Source organism: Rhodococcus sp. F64268, assembly GCF_023015605.1.
GTDB lineage: Bacteria > Actinomycetota > Actinomycetes > Mycobacteriales > Mycobacteriaceae > Rhodococcus.
The window spans coordinates 495,802-519,678 of sequence record NZ_JALKAI010000002.1 but is presented as its reverse complement, the minus strand read 5'-3'; the positions used below and the strand labels follow the sequence as shown (position 1 = coordinate 519,678).

Here is a 23,877-nt window from a genome sequence, read left to right as displayed (position 1 = left end):
GCAACAAAGCTGTCGTGCCTCGAGTATGTGTTTTGTCGGGTGAGGCGAGGGAGCGTGGTGCAAATACTTCCGCTGTCCCCAAGTCAGCGGGGTCTGTGGTACGCGCAGGCATTGAACCCGGACGTACCCTTCATTACTGCCCAGTACCTAGAGTTTCGGGGCAGTCTCGATCACAGCCTGGTGGCTAAGGCGATGCTCCAGGCCGCGCGCGACGTGGAATCGGGTTTTCTTTTTCTCGCCGAGCGTGCGGGCATTCCTGAGCAATTCGTGGACGTCGACTATGACGACGATGTCCCCTATGTCGATTTTCGCCGCGTCGATGACCCCGAAGCGGCCGCGCACCGCTGGATGACGACGCGCTTCTCGAAACCGCTCGATCCACTTCGAGACCGTCTGATTGCCAGTTCGCTGCTGCACGTCGAAGACGAACGATATTTCCTGTCGAGCTATGTCCACCACATTGCGCTCGATGGTCACGGCGCGATGATTCTGCTGAGTCGCGCCGCGGATCTGTATTCCGCGTGGCTCGCCGGCGAGGAAACTCCGCCGGTCACCTCGTTGCAGATCGAGAAGATCATCGAATACGAGTCCGCCTACATCGGATCGAAGCGGCAGGCCGGCGACCGCGAGCATTGGGCAGACCGCCTCGCCGACCTGCCCGAACCGCTTTCTCTGATCGACGACGTCGCGCCACCGATGGTGCCTGCCCGCCGCTCCGCGACTGCAGTTTCGCGGGAACTTGCGGAGGCGATCACCACACGTGCGCAGGAAGTGAACGCCACCGACGTTCCGATCGTGCTTGCTGCGTTCGCCGCGTTCCTGGCGCGCACTCGGAGCACCACCGATGTGGTGTTGTCACTCCCGGTATCGGCGCGCACCACCGCTGCGTTGCGCCGCTCGGCGGGTGTGGTGTCGAACGTCGTCCCCCTCCGGGTGCGCCTCGACCTGGCCGCACCGGTCACCGAGCTGATCCGGAATATCCAGGTAGAGCTCAACGGCGCGTTACGCCACCAGCGATACTCCTACGCCGACATGCTCGCTGACCTCCGCGCACTCGGCCGCGAACACACCGAGACGCGTAATGCTTTCGGGCCCGTCGTCAACGTCATGAATTTCCACCAGTCGATCGTCTACGGAGACGTGCCCGCCGACTATCACGTGCAATCAACCGGGCCGGTGGACGACCTGTCGGTGAACGTGTATGCGGGAATTCCCGGCCGCTCTCTTCGCGTCGATTTCGAGGCGAATCCCAACCTGTACACGCAGGATTACCTCGATTTCCTGCACCGCAGGTTCCTCGATTTCCTCTCGCATTTCGTCAGCGATCCGTCGGCGCCTGTGGGCGATCTGCCGTTCGCCACCGCCGCCGAACTCGATGGGTTCACCCCGGCGCGTGGCCGAAGCACGCCCGCACCGGCGCTGTTGCCTGACTTGCTGACCGCACACGCCCAGACGTCTCGCGTGGCTGTGCGCGACCGCAGCGAAGTACTCACCTACCGAGAACTCGACGCGGCATCCGACGAACTGGCCCACCGTCTTGTCGCCGCAGGCGCAGGCCCCGAAGACCGGGTCGCGGTGCTGCTTCCACGCTCGATCGACTCGGTGATCGCGCTGTGGGCCGTCGCGAAGACCGGCGCCGCATACACCCCGATCGACCCGGAACTTCCCGCGGTTCGTCTCGCGGAACTCCTCACCGGCATTCAGGTGGCCGTCGCGGGTGAGCACCCGCATCTGCCAGCGCACATCACACGCATCACGCCTGGTCGCGACAACGATGCGACGGTGGCGTTCACCGACGACGACCGGCTGCGCTCCCTGCACCTCGACAACCCCGCGTGGGTGATCCACACCTCCGGCTCTACCGGAACACCCAAGGCCGTCGCCGTCGGACACCGCGGCATCGCCGCGCTCGTGACCACCCTGCGCGACCGCTACCGCGCCGACGTCGGCTCGCGTGTGCTGCACCTTGCCGCACCCAGCTTCGACGCATCGCTGCAGGAGCTACTGCTGGCCTTCGACGCAGGCGCGACCGTGGTGATCTGCCCTCCCGACGCAGTCGGTGGTCCCGCCCTTGCGACGCTGCTGCGCACCGAACGCGTCACCCACGCCATCACCGCACCCGCGGTCCTGTCCGTCACCCCGGAGCACGGCTTGCCCGATCTGACGATGCTCGACGCCGGTGGCGAATCGGTGCCGCAGGCCGTGGCCGACCGCTGGTCGTCCGGGCGCACCATGCTCAACGCCTACGGGCCGACCGAAACCACCGTCCTCGCAACGCTGAGCGCGCCGCTCGAGCCCGGCTCGGGTGTCCCCATCGGGCGACCCATCGACGGCATGACCGCCGTGGTCCTCGACTCCCGCCTGCACCCCGTGCCCGTCGGTGTGTCCGGCGAGCTGTATCTCGGGGGAGATGCCGTGGCCCGCGGCTACCTCGGCGCATCCGCACTCACCGCCGAGCGCTTCGTGGCATCCCCGTTCGGTGGCCGCATGTATCGCACGGGCGATGTGGTGCGCTGGCACTCAGGTGGTCAGCTCGTATTCCTCGGTCGCGCGGATCAGCAGGTGAAGATCCGTGGCCGCCGCATCGAGCTCGGGGAAATCGAAACGGCACTCACCTCGTTCGACGCCGTGCGCGCCGCCACCGTGGTGGTGCGCGGTGAGCACCTTGCGGCCTATGTGGTGGGGGACGCCGATACGCCCGCCGTCGCAGACGGCACCTTCGTCACAGACCTCACCATCCACCTCGCCGAACAGCTCCCCGGCTACCTGCGGCCCACGTCGATCACTGTGCTCGACGTTTTGCCGCTCACCCCGGGCGGCAAGATCGACCATCGCGAATTGCCGGAGCCCGCGGCCGTTTCCGCAGGTTCGAAGCCGCTGAACGGACCCACCGAAACCCTGGTCGCGGGCCTGTTCTCCGATCTCACCGGCGCCGACACCGTGGGCGGCGACGCCGACTTCTTCGAACTCGGCGGCCATTCGCTCGGGGCCGCACAGCTCGCCGCGCGCCTCGGCGCTGCGCTCGGCCGCGACGTGCAGCTCCGCGACGTGTTCGAGCATCCCACCGTCGCTCGCCTTGCCGTTGCCGCCGAAGCGCGTCCGCTCTCGGCGTCGGCGCCCGTCGCGCTGGCCGATACCGGACCGGCGCCGCTCGCCCCGGCTCAGCAGCGACTGCTGCTTCTCGCCCGCGCGCACCGCGACCCTGCGGCTTACCATCTGCCCTTCGCCCTGTACCTGGACGGCAATCTCGACGTGCAGGCGTTGCGGGCCGCGATCTCGGATGTGCTCGGGCGCCACGACATTCTCCGCAGTGTTTTCACGGTCACTTCCGACGGGCCGGTGCAGGAGGCGCGCCACCTCGACCGCGCGATGTCGGCGCTCGACTTCACGCCCGAAGATGCCGACGAAGACGCTGTCGAGTCGCTGATCGCGGAGTGGGCGGCAGCGCCGTTCGACCTCGCCGTCGATATCCCGTTCCGCGTCCGGCTGCTGCGTATCGACCAGCGTCGGCACGTACTCGCGGTGGTCGCGCACCACATCGCGCTCGACGGTGCGTCGTTCGTGCCGCTCACCAGCGACGTCGCTGCCGCGTACGCCGCGCGCGCCGAAGGGAACGCACCCGCGTGGGAGCCACTGCCGTTGCAGTACCGCGACTACGCCCGCTGGCACCGCGACCGGCTCGGCGACACCGCCGATTCCGCGAGCCCCGCGGGGCGCGAACTCGCCTACTGGAACACGGCTCTGGGTGGGCTCGACTCCGCGGCAGCGCTGCCCACCGACCGGCCGCGGGGCGGTGGGTTCGGCCCGGCTGCCACGGTGGAGTTCACGGTGCCCGCGGAGCAGGTCGATGCACTGCGCGCGATCGCCGCTGCTCACGACGCCACCGTGTTCATGGCCGTGCACGCCGCGGTCGCGGTGTGGTTGTCGATCTGGACTTCGGGTCGCGACATCGCGATCGGCACGGGTACCGCCGGCCGCGACCACCCCGACCTCGACGCCCTCGTCGGCATGTTCGTCGGCACTGTCGCATTGCGACTCGACGTCGATCCCGCCGCGCCGTTCACGTCGCTGCTCACCGCAGCCAGGAGCGCCGACGTCGACGCCTTCGCGCACGCCACCGTGCCGTTCGAGCAGGTCGTCGACGCACTCGGATTCAGTCCGTTCAGCGTGATGCTCGCCTACGACAACGTCGACGTCCCCGACCTCGAACTTCCGGGTCTTACGGTGAGGCCGCAGGAAATCGGCTCGGCGCAAGCACGGTTCGACCTCGAGATCTCGATACGTGCCATGCGTGATGGGTCTTTGACGGGCCGGCTCGTCTACGACACGGAACTGTTCGACCACGCCACCATCGCCACGTGGTCGCAGCGACTGGGTGTGGTGCTCGAACATGTGGCGCAGCACCCCACCGCGCCGGTGAGAGACGTCGACCTCGGTGCCGTACCGGTGACGGTGGCCGAACCCGGACCTGAGGCCACCTTCGCCGAGATCATCGAACGATCTGCGGCGCGGGTGCTCGAGCCGGGTGGCGAGCCGCTCCATATCGCGACTGCCGCGCGTCCGCTCGCGTGGTCGCTGATCGGCAGGGGAGTGGGAGCCGAAGACCGTGTGGCGGTGATGTTGCCGCGCGGGGCGTCGTCGGTGATCGCGGCCGCTGCGGTGACACTGACCGGCGCGGCGTTCGTGCCCGTCGATCCCGGTCAGCCCGCCGCGCGCATCAATGCGCTGCTCACCGACTCCGGCGTCGAATTCGCCGTGGCGGGTCCCGACGTGCCCGTCCCGGTGGGTGTGGAGATCGTGCCGTTCATTTTCGACGGCAACACCCGCGAAATCACTGACGCCGACCGCGTGCGCCCGGTGCATCTCGACAATCTCGCCTATCTCGTTTACACCTCGGGCTCGACGGGTAAACCGAAGGGCGTGGCGGTTTCGCAGCGCGGACTCGGGCCGCTCGCACACTCTTTCGTCGAACGTTTCGCGCTGCACGACGGCGCCCGCGTATTGCACTTCGCGAACCCGGCTTTCGACGGTGCCGTCCTCGAACAGGTGATGGCCCTGACCGCGGGCGGAACGCTCGTGGTGGCGCCGCCCGATGTGTTCGGTGGCGCCGAATTGGTCGAACTGCTTCGACGTGAACGCATCACGCACTGGTTCACCACGCCGTCGGTGCCCACCCAGCTGGATGCGGCGGGTCTCGACGACCTGGAAGTCCTCGCGGTGGGCGGCGAAATGTGGCCTGCGGACACGGCAGCGCGGTGGTCGGCCGGCCGCACCATGCTGAATGTGTACGGGCCCACCGAGACCACGGTGATCGCCACGTCCAGCACCCCGCTGCGGCCCGGCGACAAGCTCACCATCGGCACCGGCCTCGTCGGTGTCACCGCGGCGGTGCTCGATCACCGACTGCAGCCGGTGCCCGACGGCGTGACCGGCGAGCTCTACCTCATGGGGCAGGGCGTGGCGCGCGGCTACCTCGACGCGCCTGCTCTCACCGCCGAGCGTTTCGTCGCCGACCCTTTCGGTGGTGGGCGCATGTATCGCACGGGCGACCTCGTGCGCTGGACTCGCGACCACGCCCTCGAATTCGTGGGACGCGCCGACCATCAGGTCAAGATCCGCGGGTTCCGCATCGAACTCGGCGAGATCGACACCGTGCTGCAAGACAATCCGGGTGTGCGTACCGCCGTCACCCTCGTCCGCGATGGCGCGCTCGCCGCTTACGTCCACAGCCCCGACACCGAACTCGACGGCCGGGAGATCCGCGAGCGGCTCGCCGCGCGCCTGCCGCGTCACATGGTGCCCGCCACCGTCACCGTGCTCGATGCGGTGCCGCTCACCAGCACCGGGAAGATCGACCGTGCCGCACTGCCCGAACCGGCCGGTGCATCCACCGTCCACGGGTTCCGGAGCGTCACCGAAGAACTCGTCGCGGGGATCGTCGGCGATGTGCTGGGTGCTCCCGCCGTGTCGGGCGACGACGACTTCTTCGCGATCGGCGGCAACTCGCTGCTGGCGACCACCCTCGCAGCTCGCCTGGGTGCGGTCGCAGCGCGACGGGTGGGTGTGCGCGACGTGTTCGAGAACCCCACCGTCGCCGACCTCGCACGCGCGCTCGGCTCCCCGGGCGCGGTCGCCGCCATCCCGCTCGTCCACAGCGACGACACCACCGACGCACCGCTCGCCCCCGCGCAGCAGCGCATGTGGCTCGTCAACCGGTTCGACGTGGCCGCCGAGACGGACGGCGGCGACCACATCGCGTTCGCCGTCGACCTTCCGCGAGACACCGACCTCGACGCGCTGCGCGGCGCGTTCTCCGACGTCATCGCCCGGCACGCGACACTGCGCACCATCTATCCCGACGGCGGTGACGGGCCGCGTCAGCACCTGCTCGACACCGTGGAACTCGACCTCACACCCGTCGATGCACCCGCCGACCTCGACGATCGGATGAACGAGTTCGCCCGAACACGTTACGATCTCACCTCCGACGCGCCGATCCGCGCGAAGCTGTACCGCACCGGCGACGGGTTCACACTCGCTGTGGTGCTCCACCACATCGCAGCCGACGGATTGTCGCTGCTCCCTCTCGGACGCGACGTCGCGACCGCATATGCTGCTCGTCGAGCCGGCGAGACCCCCGACCTCGCCGGTTCTCCGGTCACCTACCGCGACTACGCGCGCTGGCACGCCGCCGTTCTCGGCGACGAGAACGATCCCGCGAGCCTCGCCGCGACGCAGCTGGCGTACTGGAAGCGGACGCTCGCAGGCGCCTCACCGCTGCTCGAACTTCCCGCCGACCGCCCGCGCAGCAACGTCACCACCGGCACGGCAGGGCAGGTCGGTTTCACGGTGCCCGCCGAATTGCACGCGGCGATCGACAAGCTCGCCCGAGCCAACGACGTCACCCCCTTCATGGTGGTGCACGCCGCATTCGCGACGCTGTTGTCGTCGCTCGCCGCCACCGACGACATCGTCATCGGCACGCCGGTGTCGGGACGTACCGATGCCGGGCTCGACGACATGGTGGGCATGTTCGTCGGCACTGTTCCGCTGCGTGTGTCGGTGCGGCCGTGGGAGAGCTTCACCGACCTCCTCGCCGACGCGCGCCGCGCGGATCTCGATGCGTTCGCTCACGCCGACGTGCCGTTCGACCGGATCGTCGCAGCGGTGGACGCGAGCGCGAGCGGGCATCACCCGGTGTTCCAGGTGATCCTCGCCTACGAAAGTTTCGGCATCGACACCTTCAGGGTGCCCGGCACGACCGTGCGCGAGTTGCCGTCGGGCACTGCGCGGGTGGACCTCGAGCTGAACCTTCGCGATCACCGCACCGACGCGGGCACGCCCGCGGGTTTCACCGGAACCTTCAGTTTTCCTGCGGAAATGTTCGACACGGCCACCGTGGTGGAGTGGCGGAAATCGTTTGTGGGTATCCTCGACTCGGTTACCGCAGACCCGGCTCTGCCCGTCGGCGGTATTCCACTGCGTGGCGCCGACCACACCCCCGTCGGCGTCACGCTTCCCCCGGTGGCCGCTTCGCCCATCGATCTCCTTGCCGCTCGCGTCGCCGACGACGCCGAGGCCGTCGCGTTGTCTGCCGACGGACAGTCCCTGAGCTACGGGCAACTGTGGTCGCGTTCGGGCGGACTCGCCGCGGTGCTGCGTGAGCGGGGTATCGGCACCGACGACGTGGTGGCCGTGGCGTTGCCGCGTTCGCTCGATCTCGTCGTCACGCTCCTCGCCGTCGCCCGGGCCGGGGCGACCTACCTGCCCGTCGACGTCACTCACCCCGCGGCGCGTCTGCAGACCCTCTTCGAAGATGCGTCGCCTTCGGTTGTGCTCGCGCAGAGCGGTTTCGACTCACCCGTGCCCGCATTGCACATCGACGACCCCGTGATCGCTGCCGGCATCGACGACGGCGCCGATTTCGACTCGTCCACCCACACCGACAGCGGCGCCTACCTGATCTACACGTCCGGTTCCACGGGCACCCCGAAGGGTGTGCTCGTCACCCACCGCAACCTCGCAACGCTGCTTGCTGCCACCACATTCGATCTCGGTTGTGTCCCCGGTGACGTGTGGACGATGTTCCACTCGCCTGCCTTCGACTTCTCGGTGTGGGAGATGTGGGGAGCGCTCACCACGGGTGCGCGTCTCGTCGTGATCGATCACCACACGGTCCGCGATCCTGCCGCTTTCGCCGAACTTCTCGGCCGAGAGCGCGTCACGGTCCTGAACCAGACACCGCGCGCTTTCTACCAACTCGCAGACCTCGACGTGACCCTGCCCGGCCTGCGCCTCGTGATCTTCGGCGGCGAAGCACTCGACCCGGCGCGGGTGGTGCCGTGGGCGCAGCGGCACCCGCACGCACATGTGGTCAACATGTTCGGTATCACCGAGACCACCGTGCACCTCACCGCGGGGGAAGCCACAGCACCGGGAATCGGCAGCCCCCTTGCGGGGACGGCAGTCGACGTCCTCGACGTGTCGCTGCGGCATGCGTTGCCCGGCGCGATCGGCGAAATGTATGTTGCCGGTGATCAGCTGGCCCGCGGCTACCGCGGGAGGCCCGGACTCACCGCCACCCGGTTCGTCGCCGCTCCCGGTGGGGCCCGCCGGTACCGAACCGGTGATCTCGCCCGCCGCGATCGCGCAGGTGGGCTGCGTTACCTCGGCCGCGCCGACCACCAGATCGAACTGCGCGGCTACCGCATCGAACCCGGCGAGATCGAAGCGGCACTGCTCGCATGCGATGGCGTGTCCGAGGCCGCGGTGCTGCTGCGCGACGACAAGCTCGTCGCCTACCTCGTGGGCGGCGACAGCACCGCTGCGCTGAACGAACTGCGCCGCACCCTGCCCGACTACCTCGTGCCCGCGGCTGCCGTGTCGCTCGGTGAGCTGCCGCGCACCGCCAACGGCAAACTCGACCGCGACGCGCTGCCTGCACCCGAGGTCATCGGTGCCGGAGGAGCGGCCCCGCACGGGCCTGTCGAAGAACTCGTTGCCGAGGTCGTCCTCGATCTCCTCGGTGCGGGCAACGCGAAAATCTCTGCGACCGAAGACTTCTTCCACCTCGGCGGTAACTCGCTGCTCGCCACCCGCCTCGCTGGCCGACTCACCGACATCACCGACGTCGACGTCACCGTCCGCGACATCTTCGACGCCCGCACCGTCGCGGGACTCGCCGCGATCGTTGCGGAGCGCACCGGCGCCGGACGCTCGCGTCCGCCACTGGTGGCCGGTGAGGGCCCCGCCCCGCTGTCGGCAGCGCAGCAGCGTTTGTGGTTCGTCAACCGGTTCGACCCGGCGTCGCCCGGCTACAACCTTCCGTTCGCGGTGCAGCTCGACGGTGATCTCGACGTCGACGCGCTCGCCGCAGCGCTGAGCGATCTCGTCGAGCGGCACCGCACCCTGCGCACCGTGTACCCCACGGCGACCGAACAGGTGCTGCTGCCCGCCGAACGCGTCTCCGCCGACCCCATCGCGACCCCGGCTGATGCGCTCGACGATGCCGCAGCCGAATTCGCGGCTGCCGGTTTCGATCTCACCGTCGACCGGCCGATCCGCACCCGGCTGTACCGGACGGTACCCGGGCGACACGTGCTCGTGGTGGTGCTGCACCACATCGCCGCCGACGGATGGTCGCTGACTCCGCTACTGCGCGACATCGCCGTCGCCTACGCAGCCCGCCGCGCGGGAACGTCGCCGGCGTGGACGCCGCTGCCCGTGCAGTACAGCGACTACGCGCGACGTCAACGCGCGATCGCCGAAGACCAGCTCCCGTTCTGGCTCACCGAACTGGCCGGACTGCCCGACGAAACGACCCTGCCCGGTGACCGGCCGCGCCCTTCCGAACCCACCGGGCGCGGCGCCGCGCATGTCGTGTCGCTCGACGCCGATCTGGTAGACGGCCTGCACGATCTCGCCCGCACCGGACACGCGACGCTGTTCATGGTGCTGCACGCCGCACTCGCGACCCTGCTGCAACGACACGGCGCCGGACGCGACATCCCCATCGGCACCGTCGTCTCGGGCCGTGGTGAACCGCAACTCGACGACCTCGTCGGCATGTTCGTCGGCACCCACGTGCTGCGCACCGACGTGAACCCCGATGCGACGTTCGCCGAGTTCCTCGAGCAGGTGCGTGGCCGCGACGTCGCCGCCTACATGCATCCCGATGCGCCGTTCGAGACGCTCGTCGAACACCTCAACCCCGTGCGCAGCGCGGCGCGTCACCCGCTGTTCCAGGTGTCGCTGTCGCTGAGCCGGCCCACCGTCGGTACCGCCGAACTGCCCGGCGTCGAGGTCTCGGTGCTGCCCATCGACACCCGCTACACGCAGCTCGACCTGCAGGTCACCGCAACCCCGACCGACACCGGACTCGAGATCGAATTCTTCTACAGCACAGACTTGTACGATGAGGCGACCATCACCGCTGTCGCAGACCGATACACCGCGATCCTGCGGGCCGCCGCCGGAGACCCGCACGTCCGCCTCGGCGACATCGACCTCATCGACGGGCAGACCCCCGTCGTGGAGGGACGCTTCGCCGCCTCGACCAGGTCGCTGCGGCAGCGCCTCGCCGCGGGCGCCGACTTCGGCGGCGACAACCTGGCCGTGCGCGACGGCGACCGTGAACTCACCTACCCCGAACTCGTCTTCTACGCCGACGATCTCGCTGCACGCCTGCAGGACGAGGGTGTGCGACCCGGCGATGCGGTGGCGTGCGCGTATCCACGGTCGCTGGAATCAGTGCTCGCCGTGTGGGGCGTCGTCCGGGCCGGGGCAGCCCCGATGCTCGTCGATCCCGCCCAGCCCACCGCGCGCCTCGCCGCGATGCTCGACGGTGTCGCTGTCGGAGTGGGCGAGAGCGACACCCTGCCCACCGCGGTGACGTGGATACCCGTCGACAACGGCACCGACTACGACCCCACCCCGGTGTTCGAGCCTGCGCCCGATTCGCCCGCATACTACGTGTTCACCTCCGGAACATCCGGAAACCCCAAGGGCGTCACCATCACCCAGCGGGGTGTGAGCGCCTTCGCCGACGACATCGCCCAGGATCTCGCTGCCACGCCCGGCGACCGGGTACTGCACGTGGCCGCGCCCAGCTTCGACGCGGCGATGCTCGAAATCCTCACCGCGGGGATCGCCGGTGCGACGCTGATCGTGGCCGGCGCCGACAGCTACGGCGGCGCCGCCCTCGGCGACCTCCTCGACCGCGACGCCATCACCCACGCGGTGATGACCCCGTCCACCCTCGCGACCGTGCCGCCGCGCGCCCTGCCGCGCCTGCGGGTGCTCATGCTCGGCGGCGACCGGCTCACGTCCGCGCTCGTCGACCGCTGGTCGCCGGGACGCACCCTGATCAACAGCTACGGCCCCGCCGAAACCACCATGTTCGTCACCAACTCGCGGCCACTGCAGTCGGGCGACGACATCGTGATCGGCACGCCCGTGCGCGCGACGTCCGTGGTGGTGCTCGACGACCGGCTGCAGCCCGTGCCCGTCGGCGTGATCGGCGAACTGTATGTGGGCGGCGGACGTCTCGCCACCGGCTACCGAGGAGCCCCGGCCCGCACCGCCGAACGCTTCATTGCCGCACCGGACGGCACCCGCCGCTACCGCACCGGCGATCTCGTGCGGTGGCGCCGCGACGGCACCCTCGAATTCCACGGCCGCAGCGACAGTCAGTTCAAACTGCGCGGGGTGCGCATCGAACCCGGCGAGATCGACGCGGCGCTGTCGGCTCTGAGCGGCGTCGACCGTTCTGTCACATTGCCGTGCAACGGGATTCTCACCTCGTACGTCACACCCGCCGAAGTCGACGTCGACGAGATCCGCGGCGCCCTTCGCAGCGTGCTGCCCGCGCATCTCGTGCCCACGGTGATCGTGCCGCTCGAGGCGATCCCCCTGACCGCGCACGGCAAGCTCGACGTCGCGGCGCTGCCCGCGTTGTCGTCGCCGGAGTCGGCCGAGCCCGCGACCCCCACCGAGATCACGGTGGCACGGATCCTGAGCGATCTGCTCGAGCGTGACACGGTGGGTCGCGGCGACGACTTCTTCGGCATCGGCGGCAACTCGCTGCTCGCGACCGTCCTCGTCGGACGTCTGCGCGACGAGACCGGTGTGAGCGTGTCGCTGCGGACGCTGTTCACCCATCCGACCGTCGCCGCGCTCGCCGCGGTGATCGACGCCGATGGCCCCACACGTGACGACGGGCCGGTCGCGGTGTCGCCGCGACCCGACCGCATCCCGCTCAGCCGCGCCCAGCGTCGCCTGTGGGGCCTGGGCACCCTCGCACCCGAGGCATATCGCCTGCACAGCACCGTCCGGCTGCGCGGCCCGCTCAACGTGTCGGCCCTCGAAGAAGCACTCGACGACCTGACGCAACGCCACGAGATCCTGCGCACCGACTACGTGGTCGACGGCGACGGTGTGCAGCAGGTGGTGACCGGCCGGGGCCGGTGGTCGAGCCGGCTCGAACCCGTCGCGGAGAACCTGCACGTGCTGCACCTCGACGTCGACCACTCGATTGCCGACGGCGCGTCGCTGCGCCCGCTGCTCCGCGACCTCACCGTCGCCTATCTCGCACGGGTCGCAGGTAGGGCCCCGCAGTGGCCGCCGCTGCCACTGCAGTACGCCGACTACGCACTGTGGGAGCAGAATCGCGGTGTGGCCGACGTCGATGCGGCGCATTGGGAGCGTGCCCTCGACGGTCTCGTCGTCACCGAACTGCCCTCGGACCACACCGGAGCCGAGAGCATCGCGCAACGCGTCGACTTCGAGATCTCCGCCGACGTGCGCGACCGTGTCGCGGAGCTGGCTCATGAACACGGCGCCACCGAATTCATGGTGCTGCACGCCACGCTGTCGGTGCTGCTCGCCCGACTCGGCGCGCACGACGACGTCGCGGTCGCCGCCGTCACCGGTGGACGCCACTGGGCGCAGCTCGAAGACCTCGTCGGCCCGTTCCTCGACACCCTGGTGCTGCGGGCGCGCGTCTCGGCCGATATGCCGTTCGCCGGTCTGCTCGCCCAGGTACGCGACTTCGACGTCGCCGCCTTCGATCACACCGCCATGCCGTTCGAGCAGGTAGTCGCCGACATCCACGGCACCCCGCAGGTGGCGCTGGCGGTGCAGGACTTCGGCGTGGAGCCCCTGCAAGTGGGTGAGCTGACGCTCGAAGCCCAGGAAAGCGTCGACGACACACCGAAATTCGATCTGCAGTTCTCGCTGGCTGTGTCGCCCGGTGGCTATGCCGGGACGTTGTTGTTCGACGCCTCCCGATTCGCCGAGCCCACCGCCGCGCGACTCACCGAGCGATTCGTGACGATCCTGGGCGCACTCACCGCCGCACCTGACGCCGCGGTGGGAGAAGCCGAGTTCGCCCCGGTGGCCGAACCTCTCGCCGGCGGTGCCCCTGCACAGGCGCGCACCCTGCCGGAACTGCTGCGCGCCACCGCCGCGGCGCATCCCGACCGCGAAGCGCTGCGCGGCGACGGCATCTCGCTCACCTACCGCGAACTCGACGAACAATCCGACGACCTCGCAGCCGACCTGCGCGCATCCGGTGCCGGGCCGGGCCGGGTAGTGCACATCGACCTGCCCCGCAGCGTCGCCTACATCCGCATGCTGTGGGCCGTCACCAAGACTGGTGCGGCGTTCACGTCGTCCGCCGGTATGGAACCCGCCGGTGTGGGGGAGCAGTGCCCACCCGACGTCGCCTATGTCGTTGCGACGTCCGGTTCCACCGGCACCCCGAAACGTGTCGCGGTGACGCACCGCGGACTCGGGCCGCTCGCCGCCGAAGTCGGGCGCCGCTACCGGGTGAATCCCGGAGATCGTGTGCTGCAAGGCTATTCACCGGCCTTCGACGCAGCGCTGCTCGAGCTGTTGCTCGCACACACCACCGGGGCAACGCTGGTGGTTGCGCCTCCGGACGTGTATGCAGGACCCGATCTGCACCACCTGCTCGTCGACGAGCACATCACTCACTACCTGTCGACACCCACAGTGCTCGGCACCCTCGACCCCGACGAGCTGCCCGACCTGCGCGTGGTCGCGTCGGGCGGCGAATCGCTCGCGCCCGCGCTGGCCGCGCGGTGGGCCGCCGGCCGTACGATGCTCGACGCATACGGACCCAGCGAAGCGACGATCGTCTCGACCCTCGTCGAGATCACCGGCGACGCACCGGCGGGCATCGGAAGACCGGTGCCCGGCACCGTCGCCCACATCCTCGACGCCCGCCTGCAGCCGGTGCCCGACGGGGCCGTCGGCGAGCTCTACCTCGCCGGTGAAGGATTGGCCGCCGGCTACCTCGATGCGCCCGCGCTCACAGCCGAGCGCTTCGTCGCAGCGCCGGACGGCACCCGCATGTACCGCACGGGCGACCTCGTGCACCGCACCGGCGACTCACTCGCCTACCGCGGCCGCACCGACCGGCAACTCAAGGTGCGCGGCGTGCGCATCGAACCCGGCGAACTCGAAGCCTCGCTGCTCGCACAGCCCGACGTGCGGCACGCCGCGGTCCTCGCGCTCGGCGGCACGCTGGTGGCGTTCGTTGCAGGTCACCAACTGACCGCGCATGACGTGCACGCGTCGCTGTCGCTGGTGGTGCCGCCGCAGCGCATGCCAGGCCGGGTGCGTGTCGTGGACGCGTTACCGCTGACCGGCAACGGCAAACTCGACCTCGCGGCGCTCGAAGCACTCGATGCCGCGCAACCGTTCGACGACGTCGTGATCGACGATCGCCCGCTCACCGACGCCGAGGAGCTCGTCGTCACGATCGCCGAACACGTCCTCGGCACCCGACCGTCCGCGCACCGAAGCTTCTTCGCGGCGGGCGGCGACTCGTTGTCTGCCGTCGGGTTCGCCGCGCGCCTGACCGACGCGTTCGGCACGGAAGTGCCCGTGCGCGCGGTGCTGCACGCGCCGACCCTCGCGGCACTCGCCCACGACATCGGGGGCGAGCGGACCGACGATGCCCGGGCCCAGCTGCAACGATCCAGCGCTGACGAACCCGCGCCGCTCGCTCCCGCGCAGCGACGACTGTGGCTGCTGAACCGTCTCGAACCCGACACCGCTGCGTATGTCGTGCCGGTCGTCCTCTCGCTCGCCGGTGAACTCGACATCGAGGCGTTGGCTGCGGCGGTGGGTGACGTGATCGACCGCCACCGGCCCCTGCGCACCGCTCATCTCGACACCGGTCAGATACTTGCCGAGCCGCCTGTGCTCGAACACCTCTCACCCACAGATGTCGCCGCTGCGATCGCCGAGACCGTCACGACGCCGTTCGATCTCGTCACCGAGGCGCCGCTGCGGATCCGCCTGCTCGACGTCGAACCCGGCAGCTGGATCCTCGCTGCCGCGGTGCACCACATCGTGTTCGACGGCGGCTCGGTCGGCCCGCTGCTCGACGATCTGTCGCGCGCCTACACCGCGCGCCTCGCGGGAGGGGCACCCCGATTCGCGGAGCTGCCCGTCACCTACGGCGACTACGCCCGCTGGCAACGTGAGCTGCTCGGCGATCCCGCCGACCCGGGCGCGCTCGCCGCACGGCAACTCGACTACTGGGCAACCACTCTCGACGGCGTCCCCGACAGCCCGCTACCGCTACCCACCGACCGGCCGCGGCCCCCGCGTCCGACGCACCGCGGCGAGCAGACCGTCGTGCGCCTGGGTGCCGAGCTTCACCAGCGGGTGCGCGAGAGCGCACGCAGCCACGACGTGACGGTGTTCATGCTGGCCCACGCTGTGCTCGTCGCGCTGCTCGCGCGCCGCAGCGGACGTGACGACATCACCGTCGGCACCGTCGTGGCCGGTCGCGGCGACAGCCGGCTCGAGCGTCTCGTCGGCATGTTCGTCGGCACCGTGCCCCTGCGCACCGTCGTCGACCCCGCCCAGTCCTTCGACGCCCTGCTGAGCGAGGTGCGATCCGTGGACCTCGGCGGGTTCGCCCACGCCGACGTGCCGTTCGAAGAAGTGGTCGCGAAGGTCGCGCCGACCCGCGAACGGGCCTACCACCCGCTGTTCCAGGTGCTGCTCACCCACCGCGGCGTGGTCGGTGAGTCGCTGCCGCAGCTGCCCGGACTGCAGATCACCGAGGCCGAGGCCGGTGCGCCGCCCGCGCAGTTCGACCTGGTGCTCGAGGTCGTCGAGCGCGGGCATCGCGACGGCATCGACCTGCGTCTCGTGCACGCCGTCGACCTCTTCGATACCGCCACCGCAGAGTCTCTGCTCGCGGACTATGTGTCGCTGCTCGCCGATGCCGTCGAGCGTCCGGAGGTGCCCGTCGGCGACCTCGACGTCCCTGCACCCGCACCGTTGTCGTCACCCGCCGTCGAGATGCGCACCCTCGTCGACCTGCTCGACGACACCGCCGCCGAGCACCCCGGCGCGATTGCCGTGCAGGGCGGAGACGTGGTGTGGACGTACTCGGGCCTCTCCGCCCGCGCCGACGAGATCGCCGCAGACCTCGCGCGACGCGGCGTGGGCCCCGGCGACGTCGTCGCGATTTCGTCGCCGCGCGATCAGCATTGGCCGCTCGCGGTGTGGGCGGTCGCCAAGAGCGGTGCCGCGTGGGTCTCGGTGGATCCGGCGCAGCCCGCCGCACGCATCGACGCGATCCTGCGCGACAGCGGCGCCGTCCTCGGACTCACCGTCGGCGAGCACGGACCCGGCAATCTCACCTGGCTCGACCTCACCGCCGACCGCGACGACGTGCTGGTGCCCGCGTCACCGATCGTGCGCGTCGACGACGTCGCCTACGTCATCTACACCTCCGGGACGACGGGCACCCCGAAGGGCGTCGAAGTGACGCACCGCGGACTGACCGCCCTCGTCGACCTGCAGCGCGAACGTCTCGGCGCCGCGCCCGGCGTGCGGGTGCTGCAGGCGGCGTCGCACACCTTCGACGCCGCGGTGTTCGAACTGCTCACCGCGCACGCGCACGGGGGCACGCTGGTGACAGCGCCCGAGCACACCTTCGCCGGGGAACCGTTGCAGCAGTTGATCGTCGAACAGCGCATCACTCACGCCAACCTCACGCCCACCGTGCTCGCGACCCTGTCGCCGGAAGTGGAACGGCTGACCCTGGTCGCTGCGGGGGAATCGCTGCCCGCGTCGCTCGCCGGGAAGTGGTCGGGGCACCGGCTGTTCAACGGATACGGTCCCACCGAACTGACCGTCGGCGTGTCGGTGAGTGGACCGCTGCGCGGCGGTGAGAAGCCCGGCATCGGAGTCCCGGTCGCGGGTGCGACCGCGCACGTCCTCGATGCGCGGCTGCACCCGGTGCCCGCCGGCGCGGTCGGCGAGCTGTACGTGAGCGGCAACGGCCTCGCGCGAGGATACCGAAACCGAAGTGCCGATACCGCAACACGATTCGTGGCCGATCCGTACGGCGCGCCCGGCGGGCGGTTGTATCGCACGGGTGATCTCGTGCGGATCGTCCGCGGCGAACTGGAACACATGGGCCGGGCCGACGACCAGGTGCAGATCCACGGCATCCGCGTCGAACCCGCCGAGGTCGACGCCGTGCTCCTCGCCGACCCGCAGGTCGACGCTGCCGTCACCGTCCCGATCGCAGGCGAAGTCGCCCTCGCCTCCTACGTGCAGGGCACCGCGACGAGCGAAAGCCTGCGGCGACGCGTCGCCGCCCACCTCCCACGCCACCTGCGGCCCGCAACCATCACCCTCGTCGACGCCATGCCGCTCACGTCGTCGGGCAAGATCGACCGCGCGGCACTGCCGAGCCCCGACGCAGCCGCGACCGAGTTCGTGGCACCGGTGGGGCCGGTCGCGCAGACCGTCGCCGCACTCTTCGCGCGGCATCTCGACGTGCCCGTCGAAAGCGTCTCGGCGGACCGAGGATTCTTCGATCTCGGTGGAAGTTCCATCACCGCCGTCGCGCTGGCCGGTGATCTGCGCACCGCACTCGATCGGGACATTCCACTCGAATGGCTCTTCACTGCAACGACAGTCGACGAGCTGGCCCGGCTCATCGAGCGCGGCGGCGACGTACCCGACCCGTTCGCGACGATCGTCGAACTCGCCGCGGGCGACGCCCGTCCGCCGCTGTTCTGCATTCACCCCATCAGTGGGCTCTCGTGGACCTACCGCGGACTCGGCGAGTACCTGGACGGCCGCACCCTCTACGGGGTGCAGGCCACCGGATCGGGGGACATGGCGCACAGCATTCCGGAATTCGCCGCGCGGTATGTCGACGCCATCCGTAAAGTACAGCCCGATGGTCCCTATCACCTGCTCGGATGGTCGGTCGGCGGCACCATCGCTCACGAAATCGCTGTGCAGCTACGGGAAAGCGGCGACCACGTGGGGGTGCTTGCACTGCTCGACACCCTGACACCGGAAACCCTTCCGCTCGGCGACACCCCCGAGCGGGACACCGCCGTCGACACCGCGTCGCTGCCCGACGACCTCGCGGGCGACGTGCTCCGTCGGGTCGACGCGGCAGCCGAAGCCGTCGAAGCCGCCGCGCTGCGCCACACACCACGTACCTACGAAGGCGACATCGACTTGTTCGTCGCCACCCCCGATCTCGACCGGCACCCAGAGCTCGCTGCGACCTGGCAGCGATATGTGCGCGGTCTCGTCGTCGAACACCCTGTGCCGTACACGCACTCGGAGTTGACCGGTTCGGATGCAGTCCGTTCGATCGGCCCGGCCCTTGCCAGTGCGCTGGCAGACCGTGACGACCGTCCCACCGTGCCCGCTGGGTGCGCAGTAACCGCAACGAGGGAGACGCCCTGATGGAAGTACACGATTACCTGCGAATTCTGCAGGCGAGGTGGAAGATCGTCGCCGTGACGACGGTCGTCGCGGTCCTCGCCGCGCTCGGTGCGTCACTGCTCACCACTCCGCAGTACGAAGCGAAGACGCGGATGTTCGTGTCGACGTCGTCGGGCGGATCCGTGCAGGAGATCTACCAGGGCAACCTGTTCTCGCAGCAGCGAGTCGCGTCGTACACCAAGCTGCTGACCGGCACGAACCTCGCCGAGCGCACCATCGACACGCTCGGATTCACCGACATGACACCCAACGAGCTGGCCTCGAAGGTCACCGCGGCGTCGGCACCCGACACCGTTCTGATCGACATGGCCGTGACCGACCCGTCGCCCGAGCGGGCTCGCGACATCGCCAACGCGATGTCCGACGAGTTCGTCACCATGGTCCGGGAACTCGAAACCCCCGAGAACGGTGGCCCGCCCACGGCGCGTGTCGTGGTGGAAACCCACGCTGCGACCCCGGCTGCGCCGGTGACGCCCAAGACCATGCGCAACGTCGCGCTCGGCCTGGCCGTCGGTGTGCTGCTCGGTATCGCCCTCGCGGTGCTGCGCGACCGCCTCGACAACACCGTCAAGGATCGCGAAGCCATCGAGGAGATCGCCGGAGCCGGTGTGGTCGGTGTGATCCCGATGGACAAGGCGCGGCAGGACACGCCTCCCATCTCGTTCGTCGACGCCAACAGCGGCGACGCCGAGGCCTACCGGGAGATGCGCACCAACCTGCAGTTCCTCGAAGTGGACCACCCGCCGCGCTCGATCGTGGTCACCAGCGCCCTGCCCACCGAAGGCAAGACGACCACCGCGATCAACCTTGCGCTGGTGCTCACCGAGGCCGGGCACACCGTCGCACTGGTCGAGGGCGACCTGCGTCGTCCCCGCGTGTCGAAGTACCTCGGCGTGATGAGCGGCGCCGGTCTGTCGACGGTGCTCGCGAACCAGGCCTCGATCGCCGACGTCATGCAGACCACCAAGTACGACGGCCTGTGGGTGCTCGGTGCGGGCGCGTTGCCGCCGAACCCGTCCGAACTGCTGGGCTCCGACCACGCCCGCGATGTGCTCGACGACCTGCGGTCGCGGTTCGACTACGTCATCATCGACGCGCCGCCGCTGCTGCCCGTCACCGATGCCGCCGTGCTCAGCACCATCACCGACGGCGCTCTGCTCATTGCGCGCCACGGCAAGACCACCAAGGAACAGCTCTTCCGGGCGGTCGGGAACCTGCGTGCGGTCAACGCGACCGTGCTCGGCACGATCCTCAACATGACCCCGGCGAAGGGCCGCGGCGGCTCGTACGAGTACCGGTACTACTACGAGACCGACAAACCGGCCGACGTCAGTGCGACGACGACGGCGGCACCGGTCGCGGCGCAGCGGGTTGTGAATCCGCCCGTTCCACAGCGTCAGAGTGAGCAGTCCCCGCGCCGTGCAGTCCCGCAGCACCAGGAAGGGTCCGATTCGGGTCAGCATGCGACGCCCGAGGCGACGCAGGCGATGCCGTACCGCACCGGCGGTGACCATCCGCGCAGCAACGGCCACGGCAACGACTCGTGGCGGGTATCCGAGTTCCCGCAGGCGCCGGCACGTCACAGCGACGAGCAGTACCCGCCGCAGGCGTACTCGGCCGTGCACGGGTACGGACCCAACAACGGTCATGCAGCCGAGCACCAGGCGTCGCGACCGGTGATCCAAGCACCGCGACGCCCGGTCGACGAATCAGACCCGGATTCGGGCAAGCAGGGGTAGCAACAGATCGGCAATCTCCGAACCGACCGCGACGAACGTCTCCTCGTCCTGGCCCATCGGATCGGTGATGTCTTCCGGCCCGGGCTCAGCATTGTGCTGAGCCCGGGCCGCTGCCAATTCTGCGACGGTGGTGGCGCTGCTCGCCTCCATGAGACGGGCCGCTTCCTTGAGCGTGAACGTCACGCGCATCATGCGCGGTGCTACCTCGACGACCTTGTTGCGCTGCCGTTCGCTCATGGTGATGACCATGTCGGAATCTTCCGCGAGCGCCGGTGTGATGCGCTGCGCGGTGAACCCCTCGGGATCTCCACCGAGCTGCTGCAGCACGAGCGCTGCCGTGGGTTCCATCCCGTACCCGACCATTGCGCGGGTTCCACCGCTGTGCGCGGTGAGATCGGCCCGGCCGGCCTCTGCCGCGTATGCGGAGGTCAGACGTTCAGCGGTGGGAGAGCGGCAAACGTTTCCGGTGCACACAAAGAAGATCCGCATTGGGCGATCGTAGGGGACGCCGCCGGGCGTGTCGGGCGTGGGACACCGCTGTGTGGTGTTGCAAACATGTTGTATTTCGCGCGAGCTGTGTTGCCGCGAAAGAAAGTCCAGGTGAGCGACGAGGTGTGTCCGTTTCGTGACAGGAGTGTTGTCGTTACGTCCGGTAAGGGCGTTTGGCACGCCCCTCGATTTCGCGCACACTGAGCTCATGTGGTGGTGGATCGCGGTGGGACTGGTGGCGTGGCTGGCAGTGTCGGCCGCTGTCGCGTTCGCTGCGGGGGTGTTCCTGAGGGTGGCCGAGCGAGAAGAAGAGCTCGTCGAATTGCAGCGAGACCAACGCGATCATGCGCGGCCGCCGCTGCTGAACTGACCTTCCCGATTCCTCGAAAAAGGGGACATTTCGGTTCTTCCCGACGCGTGTCCCTCTTCGTCGCGACACGGATCGTTACCTGCGATAACGTGCAGATGAAGCTGTGCCTGACAGAGGTCGGTTTCGCGTGCCGCTCACGACGCGGGCGCACCAGAAAATTTCGGGGAGGAAATTTATGAATTCTGTCGCGAAGAAAGCTGCCCTCACTGCCGCCGGTGCCGCTGCGCTGGCATTCGCCGTCCCGGGTGTCGCATCCGCTGCCGGCCCCAACGTGTCCGCTTCCGCGGACGACACCTCGATCACCGTCGACTTCGATCTGCCAGAAGGCTCGGTGGAACTCGGCGCCACCTGCGTCACCTACGTCCTCGAGCCGGGCACCGTCGACACCGCGACCCCGTCGGGCCGCATCGACAACCAGCCCGCGGGCACCAAGTTCTCGGTGAAGAACACCCAGACGTCCTCGGCCACCTATGTCAAGGACGGCGCACCCGCGCAGACCGGCGCTCGCGCGCTGACGCCGGGCACCTACGAGGTCTACTGGGGTTGCCAGGACGCCGCCGGTGCCACCTACGACAACATCTTCGACGCGTCGGGGCGCCCGTTCGCGAAGGAGCCCATCACGGTGACCGTCGGCGGTGGCGAAGGTGCACCCGCCGAGTCCGCGCCGGCTCCTGCTCCCGAGGCGGCTCCGGCGCAAGCCGGGCCTGTCTCTGATGAGCCGGTGACGACGCCGGAACCGCCGCTCGACGAACTGCCCATCGATCCGATCCAGTGGTTCCTGGACTTCATTCGCGATCTGCTCGCCCCGCAGTCTTCGCAGCCGTGAGCCGGTTTGGCAGAGCCCGATTCCAGAGCTATAGTGACGGCGGTCACTCACACGGGGTGGTTGTGACCTGCGTCCGCCGGGCATACCGGCGTCGAGTGCGACGAGGATTGACTTGAGCACCTGCACTACCGATTCGACGTTCGACAGCTCCGCCGCACCGGGGAGCACCGAGTGGATCAAAGCCCACCTCGCGCGGATGGACGAAGACGTTCAGAGCGACGATATGGCAGTAGACCGACGCAACTGACGTCACCGCGCGCTGCGAAGGCAGCCGCGCGTTGCCTGCAGCGCGCGGCTGTCCGTAGCAGAAGTGTTCGGAGGATCGATGGCCGGTGTCCCCGGTTTCGACGATCTCGAGATCGATGTGCTGTCGTCCCGCGCAGGGGCGAAATGGGCGCAAGCGACAGCGGAAGGATTGATTCCTTCCTGGGTCGCAGATATGGATTTCCCTGTAGCGCCGGAGATTCGGCGTGCGCTACTCGAACGGATCGAAAGTAGCGACCTCGGATACCCGGACTGGTTCCGCGGCACACCGCTCCGCGCCGAATTCGCTCGGCGCATGACCGCGCGATACGGGTGGGAACCCGATCCGGATGCGGTACGCGAGCAGACCGACCTCATCCAGGCGCTGCAGATCATCCTGCATCTCGCCACCACTCGCGGCGACGCCGTCGCGATCCAGACTCCGAACTACCCGCCGTTCCTCGCCACGATCAGGCGAATGGGTTTGCAGCAGATCGACTTTCCGTTCTTCGATACCGGTGACGGATGGGAACTCGACTTCGAGACCTTCGAGCAGGCGGTCTCGCGATATCGTCCCCGCGTCCTCGTACTGGTGAACCCGCACAATCCGACCGGACGCGTGCACACCCGCGACGAGCTCGAGCGCATCGCGGACCTCGCCGAACGATTCGACATTCTCGTTGTCAGCGACGAGATCCACGCCGAGCTGATCTACGAACCGCACCGCCACATCCCGTTCGCGTCCATCAGCAGTGCCGCCGCCGCGCGCACGGTGACGATCACGTCGGCGAGCAAGGCGTTCAATCTCGCCGGACTGCGATGCGCTGTGGTGCACTACGGATCGGCAGGGCTGCTGTCCCGGCGCGACGGTGAACCGTTCGATCTGTACGGGGCGGTGTCCGTGCCGGGAGTGGTGGCAACACTGGCCGCCTGGCAGGATGGCGATGCCTGGCAGTCCGACCTGCTGCGCGTGCTCGAACGCAATCGCCGACGCGTGCACGACGTGCTCCGCACCGAAGTTCCCGCCGCCCGGCACCACGTCCCCGAAGCGACCTACCTGTCGTGGATCGATGCCGGTCCACTGGGAATCGACGACCCCGTCGACCGCATCGGCAAGAGCGGGGTTCTCGTCGACGGAGGTACGCGGTTCGGGCGGGAATCCCGAAACCACGTGCGGATCAACTTCGCAACGTCGGACGCGATTGTCGGGAGAATCCTCGACGGTGTGGTCGCCGGATTGTCGACGGGCGAGCGCAGGAAAGCCCCGCCGGCGAATTGAGGGGGGAGGAGCCAGCGGGGCTCTGCGCTGCATCTCCTGTGTCGGGGAGGACTTCAGGGAGATACGGCCACGCGAAGTGGCCGTTGGCAAGTCTAAGTGAGCGTGAGTGATTCGTCCAGGATCG

General features: G+C 69.0%; 7 protein-coding genes. 6 read left to right on the top strand and 1 reads right to left on the bottom strand.

Going from position 1 to position 23,877, the window contains the following annotated elements:
• Positions 1 to 27 precede the first annotated feature (27 nt).
• A complete protein-coding gene (locus MWU77_RS06720; RefSeq protein ID WP_308198771.1) occupies positions 28 to 18,768 on the top strand; it encodes a non-ribosomal peptide synthetase in 18,741 nt (6,246 codons plus the stop codon).
• Positions 18,768 to 20,546, top strand: a complete 1,779-nt coding sequence (locus tag MWU77_RS06715; protein WP_247273240.1) for a polysaccharide biosynthesis tyrosine autokinase — start codon at positions 18,768 to 18,770, stop codon at positions 20,544 to 20,546. The genes MWU77_RS06720 and MWU77_RS06715 overlap by 1 nt, the downstream gene beginning before the upstream one ends.
• Here the strand turns inward: MWU77_RS06715 and MWU77_RS06710 are convergent.
• Positions 20,517 to 21,035, bottom strand: a complete 519-nt coding sequence (locus MWU77_RS06710; protein ID WP_247273239.1) for a protein tyrosine phosphatase — start codon at positions 21,033 to 21,035, stop codon at positions 20,517 to 20,519. The genes MWU77_RS06715 and MWU77_RS06710 overlap by 30 nt on opposite strands.
• Before the next feature lie 208 nt (positions 21,036 to 21,243).
• On the opposite strand from MWU77_RS06710, the gene MWU77_RS06705 reads away from it, so the two are divergent.
• The 4 genes from MWU77_RS06705 to MWU77_RS06695 all read left to right on the top strand — a co-directional run bounded on the left by MWU77_RS06705 (position 21,244) and on the right by MWU77_RS06695 (position 23,753).
• Positions 21,244 to 21,405 (top strand): hypothetical protein, encoded by a 162-nt coding sequence (locus tag MWU77_RS06705; protein WP_169687123.1) that lies wholly within the window; start codon positions 21,244 to 21,246, stop codon positions 21,403 to 21,405.
• Between the two features lie 175 nt (positions 21,406 to 21,580).
• On the top strand, positions 21,581 to 22,231 hold the full coding sequence (locus MWU77_RS06700; RefSeq protein WP_169687122.1) for a hypothetical protein: 651 nt from the start codon (positions 21,581 to 21,583) through the stop codon (positions 22,229 to 22,231).
• A gap of 112 nt (positions 22,232 to 22,343) precedes the next feature.
• Positions 22,344 to 22,478, top strand: coding sequence for a hypothetical protein (locus MWU77_RS24650; protein WP_277351980.1), 135 nt, complete (start codon positions 22,344 to 22,346; stop codon positions 22,476 to 22,478).
• A gap of 78 nt (positions 22,479 to 22,556) precedes the next feature.
• Positions 22,557 to 23,753 carry a MalY/PatB family protein gene (locus MWU77_RS06695; protein ID WP_247273238.1) on the top strand — a complete coding sequence of 399 codons (1,197 nt, stop codon included), beginning with the start codon at positions 22,557 to 22,559 and terminating at the stop codon, positions 23,751 to 23,753.
• Positions 23,754 to 23,877: the final 124 nt, after the last annotated feature.